The sequence below is a fragment of the Phaeobacter sp. CC-HEC084 genome (assembly GCF_059429255.1).
In genome coordinates this window covers 488,059-502,581 of the sequence record NZ_JCAIJQ010000009.1, presented here as the reverse complement: position 1 = coordinate 502,581, position 14,523 = coordinate 488,059, and the positions used below count along the sequence as shown (strand labels likewise).

The 14,523-nt window shown below is 58.2% G+C and carries 13 protein-coding genes and 1 pseudogene; 8 read left to right on the top strand and 6 right to left on the bottom strand.

The features are described 5' to 3' along the window. Nucleotides 1-357: 357 nt before the first annotated feature. Nucleotides 358-1,086 (bottom strand): class II aldolase/adducin family protein, encoded by a 729-nt coding sequence (locus tag AC5SSZ_RS19635; protein ID WP_495439600.1) that lies wholly within the window; start codon nucleotides 1,084-1,086, stop codon nucleotides 358-360. Beyond that, nucleotides 1,083-2,231 carry a TauD/TfdA family dioxygenase gene (locus tag AC5SSZ_RS19630; protein ID WP_495439598.1) on the bottom strand — a complete coding sequence of 383 codons (1,149 nt, stop codon included), beginning with the start codon at nucleotides 2,229-2,231 and terminating at the stop codon, nucleotides 1,083-1,085. Before AC5SSZ_RS19630 ends, AC5SSZ_RS19635 begins: the two co-directional genes overlap by 4 nt. Before the next feature lie 113 nt (nucleotides 2,232-2,344). On the opposite strand from AC5SSZ_RS19630, the gene AC5SSZ_RS19625 reads away from it, so the two are divergent. Then, on the top strand, nucleotides 2,345-3,235 hold the full coding sequence (locus tag AC5SSZ_RS19625) for a LysR family transcriptional regulator (RefSeq protein WP_368999509.1): 891 nt from the start codon (nucleotides 2,345-2,347) through the stop codon (nucleotides 3,233-3,235). On the opposite strand, the gene AC5SSZ_RS19620 is transcribed toward AC5SSZ_RS19625, so the two are convergent. After that, nucleotides 3,232-4,113, bottom strand: coding sequence for a LysR substrate-binding domain-containing protein (locus AC5SSZ_RS19620; RefSeq protein WP_495439596.1), 882 nt, complete (start codon nucleotides 4,111-4,113; stop codon nucleotides 3,232-3,234). The two genes, AC5SSZ_RS19625 and AC5SSZ_RS19620, sit on opposite strands and share 4 nt — an antisense overlap. Before the next feature lie 164 nt (nucleotides 4,114-4,277). On the opposite strand from AC5SSZ_RS19620, the gene AC5SSZ_RS19615 reads away from it, so the two are divergent. From AC5SSZ_RS19615 to AC5SSZ_RS19605, 3 genes are read left to right on the top strand one after another with little or no spacing between them, the layout of a single operon-like run. Next, nucleotides 4,278-5,885 (top strand): GMC family oxidoreductase, encoded by a 1,608-nt coding sequence (locus AC5SSZ_RS19615; RefSeq protein ID WP_495439594.1) that lies wholly within the window; start codon nucleotides 4,278-4,280, stop codon nucleotides 5,883-5,885. 27 nt (nucleotides 5,886-5,912) lie between these two features. Beyond that, nucleotides 5,913-7,121 carry a mandelate racemase/muconate lactonizing enzyme family protein gene (locus AC5SSZ_RS19610; protein WP_495439592.1) on the top strand — a complete coding sequence of 403 codons (1,209 nt, stop codon included), beginning with the start codon at nucleotides 5,913-5,915 and terminating at the stop codon, nucleotides 7,119-7,121. A gap of 14 nt (nucleotides 7,122-7,135) precedes the next feature. Beyond that, complete coding sequence (locus tag AC5SSZ_RS19605) at nucleotides 7,136-8,578, top strand: aldehyde dehydrogenase family protein (protein ID WP_495439590.1); 1,443 nt, start codon at nucleotides 7,136-7,138, stop codon at nucleotides 8,576-8,578. 72 nt (nucleotides 8,579-8,650) lie between these two features. On the opposite strand, the gene AC5SSZ_RS19600 is transcribed toward AC5SSZ_RS19605, so the two are convergent. From AC5SSZ_RS19600 to AC5SSZ_RS19590, 3 genes and pseudogenes are all read right to left on the bottom strand, one after another. Continuing rightward, nucleotides 8,651-9,628, bottom strand: coding sequence for an NAD(P)-dependent oxidoreductase (locus AC5SSZ_RS19600; RefSeq protein ID WP_495439588.1), 978 nt, complete (start codon nucleotides 9,626-9,628; stop codon nucleotides 8,651-8,653). A 192-nt stretch (nucleotides 9,629-9,820) separates the two neighbouring features. Then, nucleotides 9,821-10,192, bottom strand: a complete 372-nt coding sequence (locus AC5SSZ_RS19595; protein ID WP_368947871.1) for a site-specific integrase — start codon at nucleotides 10,190-10,192, stop codon at nucleotides 9,821-9,823. A gap of 129 nt (nucleotides 10,193-10,321) precedes the next feature. Next, nucleotides 10,322-10,480, bottom strand: a pseudogene (locus AC5SSZ_RS19590) (DUF6538 domain-containing protein); the annotation flags it as partial. Between the two features lie 394 nt (nucleotides 10,481-10,874). Here AC5SSZ_RS19590 and AC5SSZ_RS19585 point away from each other — a divergent pair. The 4 genes from AC5SSZ_RS19585 (at nucleotide 10,875) to AC5SSZ_RS19570 (ending at nucleotide 14,502) form a co-directional block, all read left to right on the top strand. Further along, entirely contained in the window at nucleotides 10,875-11,972 is a 1,098-nt protein-coding gene (locus AC5SSZ_RS19585; RefSeq protein ID WP_495439586.1) for an ATP-binding protein, read from the top strand. Further along, a complete protein-coding gene (locus tag AC5SSZ_RS19580) occupies nucleotides 11,965-12,609 on the top strand; it encodes an HNH endonuclease (RefSeq protein WP_495439584.1) in 645 nt (214 codons plus the stop codon). The genes AC5SSZ_RS19585 and AC5SSZ_RS19580 overlap by 8 nt, the downstream gene beginning before the upstream one ends. Before the next feature lie 127 nt (nucleotides 12,610-12,736). Next, nucleotides 12,737-13,927 carry a tyrosine-type recombinase/integrase gene (locus AC5SSZ_RS19575; RefSeq protein ID WP_495439582.1) on the top strand — a complete coding sequence of 397 codons (1,191 nt, stop codon included), beginning with the start codon at nucleotides 12,737-12,739 and terminating at the stop codon, nucleotides 13,925-13,927. After that, the gene (locus AC5SSZ_RS19570; protein ID WP_495439580.1) at nucleotides 13,861-14,502 is read left to right on the top strand and encodes a hypothetical protein; all 642 of its coding nucleotides are present in this window, start codon (nucleotides 13,861-13,863) and stop codon (nucleotides 14,500-14,502) included. Before AC5SSZ_RS19575 ends, AC5SSZ_RS19570 begins: the two co-directional genes overlap by 67 nt. Nucleotides 14,503-14,523: the final 21 nt, after the last annotated feature.

The following is a 14,523-nucleotide window of genomic DNA, read 5'->3' as shown; positions in this document are numbered from 1 at the left end:
GATCCTTTCGAGGAGGAACCACAGCAGAAATTTGACTGCAAACGACAGTGCGCGCACTGAGGAAGTCGCCTCCCCTTTGGACCATGTTGCGCGGTGCCATGAAAGGCTGCTTTGGGGAGGTGCGCAGTAAGCTTGACCATCCTGTCAAATGTCCGCTCTAGGGCCAGTCATGCCTGTTCCCTCCTCAAGGAGCCTTGGCTTTGCAAAAGCCACTTCGTGCGCCTAGCGGACACCATTGAAGGTGCTAGCGGCCCCCCTTCAAGCGGGCAACGCTTAAACTGTGCCGTCTAGTCGCCGTGGAAACCCTTATTTCTCGGTAACCTGTTGTTTCTGTGACCTCAGGGTTCGGGGGAGTACTCAGCTTTGCCTCTGCGGGAGTACGCTACAAAGGTATTCAAAATGCTTCTGGGCCATGCCGCGATAGGCGCGCCACCCGTCTGCCGTGTTCTGCGCAACTGCATCTGACAAAACGGCAAGCGGGCTGCCATCCGAGCGGGCAAGGATCAGGGTCTGAGCGGCCTTTTCGAAGAAATAGAGATCCTCAAAGGCCTCCGCCACCGTATCGCCAACAATGGTGACACCGTGGTTGCCCATGACCAGTACCGATTTGTCGCCAATCGCATCGGCCAGCCGCTCGCCTTCCTCGGTGGCATCAGCAATGCCACCAAAGGAAAGGTCATAAGCCGTGCGCCCGTAGAACCGGGCCGTGTTATTGTCGATCGGCACCATCGTCGGGTCCTTGAGGCAGGCCAGCGCAGTCGCATAGGGCGAATGGGCGTGTAGCACGACCCGTGCCTCGGGCAGGCGGCGGTGCAGGGTGCCGTGTACACACCAAGCCGAGGCATCCGCCGTTGCGGGTGTTTCCCTGGACTGGCTGTCCAGCAACAGCAAGTCCTCTGGCGCGATGGTGTCGAAATGCTGCCATTTGGCGTTTAGCAGAAACTGCTGCCCATCGGCTGAGACCGCTGCGCTGAAGTGATTGCCGACGCTTTCCGACCACCCCAGCATGTGGCAGATACGGAAGGCATTTGCCAGATCCGCCCGCAGGACCGTCTCGGTATCGGGGAGTGTTGCTGCGTAGGTCATGCCTTGAACCGCCCTTCGCTGACCAGCGCGCGATAGGTGGAGCGCATCTCGGAGCGGTCCACGTAGCAGCCGCGCAGATAACGGTCGCCGCTGGTTGCCGTATAGGCGGCGCGGCCATGCACGATGCGGTGGTTGTCAAAGACCATGCATTCGCCGCCCTTCATCAGGAAACGCATCATGTATTTCTCTTCCTGCAGCATCCGACCAAAGCGGCAGAAGGCGGGGTAGTAATCGTCCAGAAGCTTTTGATCGAGGTCGAAGATATCGGCCATATGCTGGCTGATGGTGAGGCCCTCAACCTCTCCGTGCTGATCCAGCTCGATCACATACTGGCGCGAGCGCGCATCATAGGTGTCATGTTCGCAGTAAAACGGGATCGGTACCTCGGTCAGCAGCTTGAAACCCTCCGGGTCGCGCTGGCGGAAGTCATTGGCCACCGCAACGCCATCGGCATAAAGGCTGTCACCACCTTCAACCGTGTTGACGCGGCAATGCAGGAACTGGATGCCGGGGGCGAACTCCTCTGCCGGGGTGTCGGTGTGCAGCTCCAGCGCGCCAGCGGTATAGGCGGTGTTGGTCGGGTTGATGTGGGTCTTCACATCGAAATAGGTGCCAAAGAAGGTCGGGCGCACGCAGCCCATCAGCTCGGCTGTTTCGGTCAGCCCTTCATCCGAGTCCGGCATGTCAGTCAGGATGGTGAAGCCGTGTACCAGCATCGCCTCGATCCACTTGGCGCGGGTGGCGTCATCGGCCACCAGCTCTGGCTGGGAAAACCGCGGGACCGAGGGGTAATGGTCACCGAACCAGGCGACGCGCGACAGGTCGGCGGGATCGTGGCGGGTCTTGCCGCCCGCATAGGTTTCCAGCCAAGACAGGGGCAGGCGGGTGATGTGGTCTTCGTCCTGCCAGCGGATCACCAGCATGTCGCCATCGAGCTCGGCAGTTTTGGCGCGCGGGGGCACGTCGAGGTGGAAGATATCGAAACTGCGTTCGCGTGTGACCGGGCTGAAGGAACTGGGGCAATTGTCGCGCAGCCAGTAGTAGTTGAAGTAGTGTGTCTTGCCGTCGGGCAGCGTAATGTCGAGGCCTTTTTCGCCAAGACCAGTTACGGCAGGGATAGCGAGGGAGGAGCTGAGATCGTTCATGGAGGAGCCGCGTTTGTTGATTTGCTTTCTGCCATGCAGCATTTCACGGGAAAGGGCCTTGACGACAGCCTGTTTCGGGTGAAGATAACTTAAGCTATGGATTAAGTTATTCGATGGAACATCTCCCACCACTGCGCCTTCTTGTGACCTTCGAAGCCCTGTCGCGGCATGGTTCGATGCGGGATGCGGCGGCGCGTCTGAACGTGACCCAACCCGCAGTCAGTCAGGCGGTCAAAGCGCTGGAGGAACACGTGGGAGTCGCGTTGTTTGACCGGCGGGTGCGGCCCGCGCGCCTGACAGATGCTGGCGAGATGCTGTCGCGGGCAGTGCGTGAAGGGTTAGGGCGGATTGCGGCCACGCTGGAGGATATCCGGGCGTTGCATGCCATCGGGGAACGTCAGGTGACTGTCTCTTGCACCGTGGGAATGGCGACCTACTGGTTGATGCCAAGATTGCCAATGTTTTACGCGGATTACCCGGATATTACCGTAAACGTGCAGGCTCCGGCGAGCGATTTGCCAGTGATGACGCCCGGTATTGATGTGGCTTTGCGCTATGGCAGTGGTGGCTGGCGCGAAGGGCGCACGGAAAAGCTGTTTTCTGAAGCGATTTGCCCAGTCGGTGCGCCTGCTTTGGTAGATCGGCTGTTGGCCGAGGGATGCGCGCTTGCCCAGGCGCCGCTGATCCATGTCCGCAATCCAAGCAATGGCAACTGGGCGGGCTGGGAGGACTATTTTCAGGCTCGCGGCATCCTGCGTCCGCGCGGTGGAGGTCAGGTGTTCAACAACTATGTGCAGGCGGCGCAGGCGGTCTACGACGGGCGTGGGCTTATGCTAGGGTGGCGGTCGATCACGGGGCAGGCAGAGCGGGACGGAGCACTGAAGGCCTGGCCTGAGGGGGCATTGGATCTGGGCACAGGATATTTCGTTACGACGGCCAGCGCACCATCGCAGGACACGGGTTTTTTCCTCGAATGGGTGCGCAGGGAAGCCGCTGCGTTTTAAATCCTTTGCACCAGCAGCCAGTCGATCAGCTTGCGCACGTCTCGGTGCCTGCGCAGATCGTCTCGCTCCACCAGAACGAAATTTGTCTGCATGGGCAGGTCCAGATCAAAAGGCGCAACCAAGCGTCCCTCGTCCAGCGCGCGGCGGGCAAAACTGCGCGAGATGAGCGCGCAGCCGTGCCCCGCCGACAGGATCTGCATGGCGATCAAGGAGGAATCGGCCTTCATCCAGTGAGGCGGGCGCGGGGCATCAATACCGCAGTGATGAAACAGGCGATCCCAATCCGTTTCCGATCCCACGACCTGAACGATATCCGCGTCGGCTAGGGTTTCCTGATCGGGCTCCGGGCCAAAATGGGCGGCATAATCCGGGTGACACACCAGCGTGGCTCCCTCCACGGGGAGCGGGTGAACCGTCTGCTCTGGCCATTCCCCTTCGCCATAGCGGATGTCCAGATCGACCCCGGCGCCATCAATCCGGTCTGACCAGACTGCGGTGGAGAGTTCGACGTCGATCTCCGGAAACTCCAGCGCAAAATCGCGCAGCAGCGGTGCCAGGATAAGGGCTGCAAAACTGATAGAGCAGCGCACGCGGACGACCGATTTGCTTTGCACCCGAAACAGCCCATCGGTGGCCGCCTGCATTTCGACAAAGGATTTACGGACCGGAATCGCATAGGCCAGCCCGATATCCGTCAGTTGTACGCCTTTTGGCAGGCGCTTGAACAGCTGAATGCCAAGATGATGCTCCAGCTGGCGGATCTGTTGGCTGACGGCGGCAGGCGTCAGGTGCAGCTCCTCCGCGGCCGCGCTGAAGGAACTGTGACGTGCCGCTGCCTCGAAGGATCGCAGCCAATTGACATGAGGCAGCCTGCGCATGGGAGCTCCGTTGTGTAACCGGCCCATCATGGGCTGCCGCCAAATGGGTGGCAAGCCCTCCTGCCACAACCTGATTTGGGTCAAAGCAGTCATAGACATTGTTTGCAGTTCGGGGGCGCCCGCGCGCATCTGGAGACACGTTTCCAGCAGCCGGACCTACGCCAATGACCGAAGCCCCATTAGAGCAGGATTACGACTTTATCATCGTCGGTGCAGGCTCGGCCGGATGCGTTCTGGCCGAACGTCTGACCCGGTCCGGTCGCCATCGCGTGTTGCTGCTGGAGGCCGGCGGCAGCGACCGGAAGTTCTGGATCAAGCTGCCGGTCGGCTATGCCGTTACATTTGCAATGGCGGCATTGAACTGGGGCGATCACGCGGCGCCGGATGTGGCATTGAACGGGCGGTCCATCTACTGGCCGCGGGGACGGGTGGTCGGCGGGTCGAGTTCGATTAATGCGATGGCCTATGTCCGGGGGCTGCCGCATGACTTTGACGACTGGGCGCGCGCGGGGGCCGAGGGCTGGAACTGGACGAAGGTCCGCGACACCTATCAAGCGCTGGAGACCCACTCGGATGGCACGGGCGATGGTCCCGTCTGGGTACAGGATCTGTCCGATCAGATGCATCCATTCTCGGGTCGTTTCCTGCAGGCGGCGCAAGAAGCTGGTCTTGGCACGGCAAAAGACATGAACGCAGAGGGCGCAGAAGGGCTTAGCCATTACCGCAGTACCGTTCGCGGCGGGATGCGCTGGTCCTCCGCCGATGCCTTTCTAAGGCCAGCCCTGCGTCGGCCGAACCTGACGCTGCTGACCCGCGCCGAGGTGCAAGGGCTTGACCTGGAAGGCGCCCGCGTCGTTGGTCTGCATTATACACGCGGTGGCCAGCGATGCACTGCCCGCGCTGGGGAAGTGATCCTCAGTGCAGGCGCCATCAATTCCCCCCAGCTGTTGCAGCTGTCGGGCATCGGCCCGGCCGATCTGCTGCGGGAGCATGGGATTAAGGTACGCCACAACCTGCCGCAGGTCGGAGAAGGGCTTCAGGATCATCTTGCTATTTCGTGGCAGTTTCATGCGCGGGAACAGACGCTCAACGCGGTTCTCGGCACCCTGTCCGGGCGACTACGGGCAGGGGCGGCATATGCCCTGACGCGGCGTGGCCCGTTGTCTGTACCGGTGAACCAGATCGGAGGCTTTGTGCGCTCTGGTGCGGATGCCCAGGCCCCGAACCTGCAACTGTTCTGCAATCCGGCGTCCTACGAGATCACCCCGAAAGGCAAGGTGGTGATGGACCGGCAGCAAGGCTACTTGCTCTCGGCGCAACCCTGTCGCCCGACCAGTCGCGGCCGTATCCGGATCCGCTCTGCCGATCCGCGCGAAAGGCCGCTGATCGAGGCGAATTCACTGGCCACGCCCGAGGATCGCGGGATGGCTGTACGTGCCAGCCGGGTGTTGCAGAGATTGGCAGAAACGCCTGCGCTCAAGGCGGTGACATCCGGCTGCAAGACCAAGGGCTTTGCCGATATGGAGGATGAGGCTCTGCTGGAGGCCTTTCGGGCGCGGGCCTCAACGGTCTACCACCCGACCTGCACCTGTCGCATGGGGGAGGGACCACAGGACTCTGTCGTTGACGGGCGGCTGCGCGTGCATGGCCTGGCCGGGCTGCGGGTGGTCGATGCCTCGGCCTTCCCCAACATCACCTCGGGCAACACCAACGCGCCCACAATGATGCTCGCCGCGCGCGCAGCAGATCTGATCCTGCAAGGCAGCAGTTGATCGCCCCCAATCAAAACGGAGCAGCATATGCGCCTTGAGACGCTTGAAACCTTTGTCGTCGGCAACCCGCCGCCCCGCCACGGCGGGCGCTATTTCATTTTCGTCCGGGTGACGACGGCCTGCGGCATCACCGGTGTCGGTGAAATCTACAACGCCACCTTTGGTCCGGAAGTATGCTGCGCCATGGCGCGTGACATGTTCGAGCGCCAGTTCGAAGGCGCTGATCCACAGCAGGTCGAGCTGTTGTTCCGCAAGGCCTATGGCGCGGGCTTCACCCAGCGCCCGGACGTGAGCGTCATGGGCGTGTTCTCGGGGTTGGAAATGGCCTGCTGGGATATTCTCGGCAAGGCCGCGGATAAGCCGGTTGCGGACCTTCTGGGCGGGCGCGTGCATGACCGCCTGCGCAGCTATTCCTACATCTACCCCACCGGCGGCGACGTCTATCCGGACCCGGATCAGCCCAATGCCTACAATGATCCGGGCATCGCGGCCGAGATCGCGGTGCAGATGGCAGATCAGGGTTTCACGGCGTTGAAATTCGATCCGGCCGGACCTTACACCATCTTTGACGGCCACCAGCCTCGGCTTGAGGACATCAGCCGCTCGGTCGCCTTTTGCCGCGAAATCCGCGCGGCGGTGGGGGACCGTGTCGATCTTCTCTTTGGGACGCATGGGCAATTCACCGTTTCGGGCGCGCGGCGGATGGCGCGGGCGCTGGAACCCTTTGATCCCTTGTGGTTCGAGGAACCGGTGCCCCCCGAAAGCCTGGAGGCCATGGCCGAGGTCGCCCGGTTTACCTCCATCCCCGTCGCCGCGGGGGAGCGTCTTTGCACCAAGTATGAGTTCGCCCGGGTACTTGAGACAGGTGCGGCCTCGATCCTGCAGATGAACCTTGGTCGTGTCGGGGGGCTGCTTGAAGCCAAGAAAATCGCCGCCATGGCTGAGGTCAAACAGGCGCAGATCGCACCCCATCTTTATTGCGGACCGATCGTGGCGGCGGCCAATATTCAGATCGCGGCGGCTTCGCCCAATTTCCTGATCCTGGAAAGCATTGGCCGTTTCGATGGCCCCTACATGTCCTGTGTAAAGGGCGGTATCGAATGGGAGGATGGCTATGTCCTCCCTTCGCAGGCGCCCGGACTGGGGCTGGAGCTTGACGATGCCGCAATCGCCGCGTTGCCCTACGAGGGGCGCGAACTTCACCTGACACTCGACACCGCACATGTGACACCCTGAAAGGCAGAGAGACCATGATTGTTCTGAACGAATTCTATATCGGCGGCGACTGGCAGGCGCCTGACAGCAGCCAGACCATGGCCATCCTGACCCCGTCGACGGGCGCGCAGGTGGGGCAGGTGACCCTTGGCAACGCGCAGGACGTGGATCGCGCGGTAGCGGCGGCGCAGGCCGCCTTTGTCAGTTATTCCATGACGACGAAGGATACGCGGCTGGCCCTTTTGCACCGGCTGGCAGAGGTGATGCAGGGCCGCATGGAAGACCTTGCACAGGCGATCACTACTGAAATGGGTGCGCCGATCACCATGTCGCGCGAGGTGCAGGCCGCTTCGGGGCTTGGCCATCTTGAGGCGTTCATCGCCACGCTTGAGGCGCATCAGGAAGAAGAAGCCCTGACCAACGGTGATATCGTCAGCCACGAACCGATTGGCGTTTGTGGATTGATCACGCCGTGGAACTGGCCGATCAACCAGATCGCGTTGAAGGTCATCCCGGCGCTGGCGGCAGGCTGTACCTGCGTTTTGAAACCTTCGGAGCATACGCCTCTATCAGCGCAACTCTTTGCTGAGATGATCCACGAGGCGGGCTTCCCGCCTGGGGTATTCAACCTCGTGTTCGGTGACGGCCCGTCGGTTGGCGCTGCCCTGTCCCGGCACAAGGACGTGGCGATGATGTCCTTTACCGGCTCCACCCGCGCAGGCAGTGCGGTTTCGCGCGATGCGGCGGAGACGGTCAAGCGAGTGGCACTGGAACTGGGCGGCAAATCTCCCAATGTGATCTTCGCCGATGCCGATCTGGAGGCGCGCGTGACCGAAGGTGTGCGGGAGTGTTTCGACAACACCGGTCAGTCCTGTAACGCACCCACCCGGATGCTGGTTGAGCGCAGCGTCTATGATCGCGCCCTCGACATCGCCCGCAGCGCCGCCGCGGCCCAGGCAGTCGGCGATCCGCATCAAGAAGGCGATCACATCGGCCCGCTGTTTGATCAACTGCAATATGACCGCGTGCAACGGATGATCCAGATCGGCATGGACGAAGGCACACCCTTGCTGATTGGCGGGCTGGGACGCCCCGAAGATCTGCCTGCGGAACTGGCGCAGGGCTGGTTCGCCCGGCCAACGATCTTTTTCGATGTCACCCCGGAGATGACACTCTGGCGCGAGGAGATCTTTGGTCCGGTTCTGGTGATGACGCCCTTTGACACCGAAGCAGAGGCCGTCGCGCTGGCCAATGATACCGATTATGGGCTGGACGCCTATATTTCCACCGGGGACGAGGCGCGGGCCCTGCGGATGGCGCGGGCCCTGCGTGCAGGCGGTATTCACATCAACGGGCGGGCCACGGATTACGGTTCGCCGTTTGGCGGGTTCAAACAATCGGGCAATGGCCGCGAGGGCGGGCGGTTTGGACTTGAGGACTTTCTGGAAGTGAAGGTCAGGCCGCCCTTTTCTGCCTGAGCAGCGCGTCAATGACACCAAAGACACGGGACGCGAAAGGATATCGCGCCCCGTTTTTCATAAGGTCCGGCCTTACTGGTCCAATAGCTTTGCCAGCGGCGCCGAAAGGCCGGTGGGAATGACTTCGTACCCCGGTTCTTCCGGCTCGTCGTCGGTCATCTCGGCGGGGAAGCCGGGCGCGGTGATCGACAGGCCGGTGGCCTCTTCCAGCCTGCGGATGATGTTGGGCGAGAGTTCCCGTTCACCGAACCGCGCGATCCCGTCGTTCAGAATTCCAACCATCAGGGGGCTGATCTCCAGTGGAACGTCATGGGCCTCCGCGATGCTCTGGAACAGACCGATGTCCTTCTTCACCAGATCCATTGTGAAGGAAATGTCGCGCGATCCGTTCAGGATGACCTGGCTTTCGGTCTCATGCACGAAGGAGGTGCCGGAGGAGATCTTCATCGCCTCGTAGGTGGTGTTCATGTCCATACCGGCGGCTTTCATCGTTACCAGCGCCTCGCAGCAGGTCAGCAGATTGGCCGTCGCAAGGTAGTTGGTCATCACCTTGAGGATCGAGGCACTGCCGATATCGCCGGTGTGCAGGACCCGTCGGCCCAGGGTGGTCAGTGTTGGCAACATCCGTTCAAAGGTGTCCCGGTCGCAGCCGGCGAAGATCGAGATATTGCCGGTGTCAGCCCGGTGACAACCGCCGGAGACCGGGCATTCCATGGTGGCGCCGCCGCGCTCGGCGACCAGGGCCGCCAGGCGTTTCACCTCGCCTGCATCGGTGGTCGACATTTCCATCCAGATCTTGGAGCTGTCGACGGCTGGCAGCATTTCCTTGACAACTGCCGCAGAGGCGGCCGGGGAGGGCAGGCAGGTGATGACAGCGTCACAGTCCTGCATCAGCGCCAGGGGGCCACTGGTGGGCTTGGCACCGCGCGCGACGAATTCGGCCACAAGGTCGGGGTTGAGGTCATGCACCGTGACATCGAAACCGTTGCGCAGCAGGCTGCCCGCGAGCTTGCCTCCTACATTGCCGAGGCCAACAAAGCCGATCTTCATAGCGGGTGTTCCTTTATCCGAGTGCTATCGTGACAATCCTGACCGGCGATTGCACAGCGGTAAAGCAACCGCTCTTGGCCCAAAGGGGTGGTTCGGATTGCAGCACGCAGTTTCGCGGATCGCTGGGCGGCGACCCCTGGTTTCAGGCGGAACAAGGCGCTGGGCTGGTGGGTAGGTTTGGTGTTTCAAGGCTCATCTCTTGCTCTCTCCAGCGCTCTCGCATTTACCTTGAACGGTGCGAATGTCCTGCACAGGGATGGAGCTAAGGCCAGAAACCCCGGCGTTGCGATCATAGTAGACGTTGGCAAACGGCGCTGCGGTGGACAGCCCTACCTCTGCAACGGCGAAGTTGAAGACCGCATGGACGGTGCCGAAGATCCGGGTAATGCTGCTGCCAGCCAGCCCACGCTTGATCAGGTCATCACGGAACTTGTTCGCGTCTGCCTTGGTGCAGTCTGTCAGTGGTTTGTCTCCGCAGACGTCGATCACGTAGCGGCAAGAACGGTGGGCAGCGCGGTGGAAGGTCTCAGGGCGTCCCTGACCTTTGAGACGCAGATACGTCAATACAGCCTCCGATAGCGTCAAAACATCAGATGTGACAGTAGTATCCTCTCCAGAGAAATGAGCCTGCCGGGTCAGACCATGCCGGAGGAGGTCTTTGTCAGGGAGTTCCGCATCCTGTGTGCGAAGATGGTACCAGTACTCGTCCAGCTTACATACAGCCCTGTTCGTCCGCGAAAGAGCGATGGAACGGGATCTGGTCCTTAGGGAGTAGGAAATTTTGCCCGACGAGTAGTGCTGTCGCAGGTCTACTGGGATACGGCGGGTGAAGTAGTAGATGCCTTCCTTCACGAAGACACGGCTGCGTGAATTGTTCTCCAATTTGTTCTACGCCTCGTCTTGATCAGTCCAAAAACTGATGCAAAACAATGCCCTGAACGAAGGAGATGGTGCCGGGGGCGGAATCGAACCACCGACACGAGGATTTTCAATTTTCCTAGGTGTCCATTCAAACTCTCGCATTTAGCTTCGAGCCGACGCAAAGAGTGTTTCCCTTCAATGCTTTGTGGTCTTCAATCAATCGCAGAGCAATCCAGTCCGTGTCAGCCAAGCTCACTACTCACGGCACCCATCTGGCACCCAGAAGCCCATGTAGAAGCTGGCACTCAACAAAAAAATGTGTTCCGCTGCACTTGGGTGACCTCTGCATCCAAGACTCTTGGAAAACTATTACTTTGATAAAAGCATGACACGCATATCCTTCTTTGTCGGACCAAACGGGTGTGGAAAAACCAGAAGGCTAGTGAAAGTAGCGCGTTCCACTGGGCTATGGCCCCAACGCACTGCAGCCGTAGCAAATACGCCGTTTGTACGGTTTGAACGAAGCAACAAAAATCGAAAGGTTTTTCGGGTATCCCCGGCCGGAATCACCAAGGTGGTCTCGGAAAACCTCAGAAACTTCTTTGATTCTGATGGCCGAGATACATTTGACGTTTCAGACCTGCTTGAAGCTATAGGGTTTCACCCTGTAGTTGAACTTGAGGTTAAGCTGAGCAGGGCTAGGGACTTCGATCTTAGTCAAATCACTTCCGATCCACTTGAGGTCGAAGCCATCAGCTCGGCGTTGGACGTCCTACGCTCGGAAGGAGGTGGTCGCTTCGAACTTTCCAGGTACTCAGATTCCTTCACGCGTAGCCTGCGTGGGAGAAACAGAATTCTGTTCAAATACATCCAAGAATTGAAACGTGCAAAACTTGTTTCTTCCTATTCTCTTATCTTCCACCATCGTGAGCGAGTTCCCCAGATTTTTGCTGAGTTAAGCTCTGGCGAGCAAACGCTCATATCGACTTTTCTTTTCATACGCTCAGCGCTTCCAGACTTAGGAGCGTTGTTTGTCGATGAACCCGAGAACAGCCTGCATCCCGAGTGGCAACGGCGGTATCTGGAAATGCTGCACATGGCATTGGGATATCACGAAGCAAAGATTTATTTGGCTACACACTCTCCTGTTTTGGTTTCCGGTGCACTGTCCAGCTACGGCGATAATGTTGAGGTGATTCGAGTGGATGGAGATAAAGAGAGTCTAGTTGAAATCAACCGAAAAACTGGACCTGAAAGTGTCGAAGAAATTCTTTGGGAAGCATTCGAAACGATCACTCCTGTGAGCCATTTTCTCAGCATTGAATTGTCACGTATCCTGCAAAACTTGACGGATGGCCGCGTCACTCGACAGGAAGCGGAAGAAGAGATCGCACATTTCAAAAGGCGCTCGTATGATCGAACGCAACAAGAATTGCTTAACCGTGTGACGCGAAACCTAGAGAAGTTCCTGCCTAATGCCTGAAATGACTGAGCAAGAAGCGCAATACTTCGTTGAACAGGTTTTGGATCAAGATGAGCGCAGCGCAATAAACGTTGCACTAGCTTCTAAAAATCCTTGGAAACATGAAGACTTTAATGAGCCGGTTAAAACCGACCTAGGAACAGTAAAGGTCAAAATCAAAGACTTTCACTTTGAACGTGTTTCAAAGAAATGCTGCTATTGTCGCCGCTCTCTCGAGGATGCATCGATTGAAACTGACAGGGAACACATCATTCCCAAGGGCAAGAAGAAATCTTTGTCATATGACATTTTTAATTTGTCGCTCGCCTGCAAGCGCTGCAATATGACATACAAAGGCGAGAAGGTCAATCATATTGTAGATGTTGATACTATCGAAGCTGACCTTCGGAACCCTGACCGATACCTTATTCCTCATCCGAACATTCATTCATATGAAGACCATTTAATCAGGATTTCGGTTCAATTTGGCGCTCAACAATTCACTTCATATAGACGCATAACGCCACAAGGTCAGTTTTTGTATGATTTTGTAAGGCTAGACAAGCTTTGCGTCGATGAACTCGACATTGCCCAAGGCGGCAAGAAGGTTGACGAAGTCGTTGCACAAGTTCTTGATTTGCCGTTAGACGGGATCTGAAGCTGGGCATCTTTTTGCATTGGCACCATGGCCAAAATTGCATTTGTATTCATTGCTTCCAAACTATCTCCATTCCGTCCCAAACCATACCCTGACACGCGGATTCTGGGTGTCTTACGATGTCTGCATGAAACAGATGCTGACGACCAAATCTCTCGACGCGATGCCCCCTGCGACCTCTAAACGGTACGAGGTGCGAGACCAGAAAGTAAACGGCCTGCACGTGCGTGTGTCGACCACAGGTGCCAAGGTGTTCTACACGTTGGTCCGCCCGAACGGCGCGCGCAGGCGTATCAAAATCGGGCCTTACCCTGTGGTCTCCCTTGCCGATGCTAGACGCCGTGCGATGGAAATCGCCCGTGATGTTGAGTTAGGCGAGTTCGACAAGGCACCCGAGACTTCTGAGCCATCGTCTCTGACGCTAGGCGAGATGATCCCCAAGTTCATCGAGCTTCACGCCAAGCCAAACACCAAGGACTGGAAGCGCACCGAAAGCGTTCTGCACAAGTTCGACGGGTTAAAGGATCGGCCCATTGATCAGATCAAGCGGCAGGACGTCAGCAAGGTACTGGACGGCATCATCGCCAACGGCACACCAACGCGCGCAAATCGGGCACTCTCAGCGATCAAAAAGCTCATGAACTGGTGTGTTATGCGTGGCGATATCGAAACATCGCCTGTGGCTCTCCTCAGGCCGCCTACGCGCGAAATTGCTCGTGACCGAGTACTCAACGATGATGAAATTCAAAAGATCTGGCAACAGAGCGACGTCGAGGGCTACCCGTTCGGTCCCTTCCTCAAGCTGCTGATGATGACGGGGCAACGACGGGCAGAAGTGTCTGACATGCGCTGGTCTGAACTCAATCTTGATGAGGGAATTTGGGAACTCCCGGCGAGCCGTGTGAAAAACGGCCGTTTACATATCGTTCCCCTACCTCCACAGGCCGTGGACATATTGCAATCCCTTCACAGGTTTCTCGACAGTGATTTTGTGTTCACCACGACGGGGCGTTCTGCAATATCTGGCTTCGGACGACTTAAAGAACGCGTCGACGTGGCCATGCCTGATGGAACACCGGACTGGCGTTTTCACGATTTCAGGCGCACCGCGTCCACAGGCATGGCGAAGATCGGTGTGGCACCTCACGTGATCGACGCAGTGACAAATCACAAATCGGGGGTCGTTTCAGGCGTCGGCGCAACCTACAATCGCTACACGTATTTCAATGAGAAGCGTGAGGCGCTGGAACAATGGGTAAACGAACTGACGAAGATTGTGCAGAACCCTTCGGCGACGAGTGCAGACAAGAAATCCTAAGCATCTTAGGCGTTTCCGATGACGAAGCCTTTTCCCACTTCTGGAATAGGTTACGCGCAGAATGTTTGAAAGTTCGGCGAGGTGTAGAGGCTTCGCCCAATGGGTTTCGATTTGCTCCTTTCGATATGTCCCTGACGCAGCGCAGCACGTGGCTCCAACGAAAAATTATCAACCCTATTGTGACACTGGAAGCCGCTCTAACCGACGAAAACGCTCCACATTTCGCACATTGGGAACGATATGGCGAAGTCGTGCCTGTTGCCGACGAAACACTTCTCGCCAGCCTAGCTGAACTGAAAAGCAGGGCCACACGTTTGCAGGCTGAATTTGCGGATGAAATCACTGGCGAAAAGGCGGGCAAAATTACGCATACACACGAGATCAGATATTACATTGTCCACGTCTGCTTGTCTGAACTCCGTGAATGCTACCCAAACCTTAGACTTTCACGAGGGAACTGGGACAAGGAAATCAAGATAGCTACTGGTGCGATCCCGGATTTTGTGCGTCGCGTTTTTCTTGAAACCACAGGGCAGCACGAGCAGTTAGATGGGCCAATGCAGGCAAACATGTAAGCCGTTTGAAAATCCCAGTGC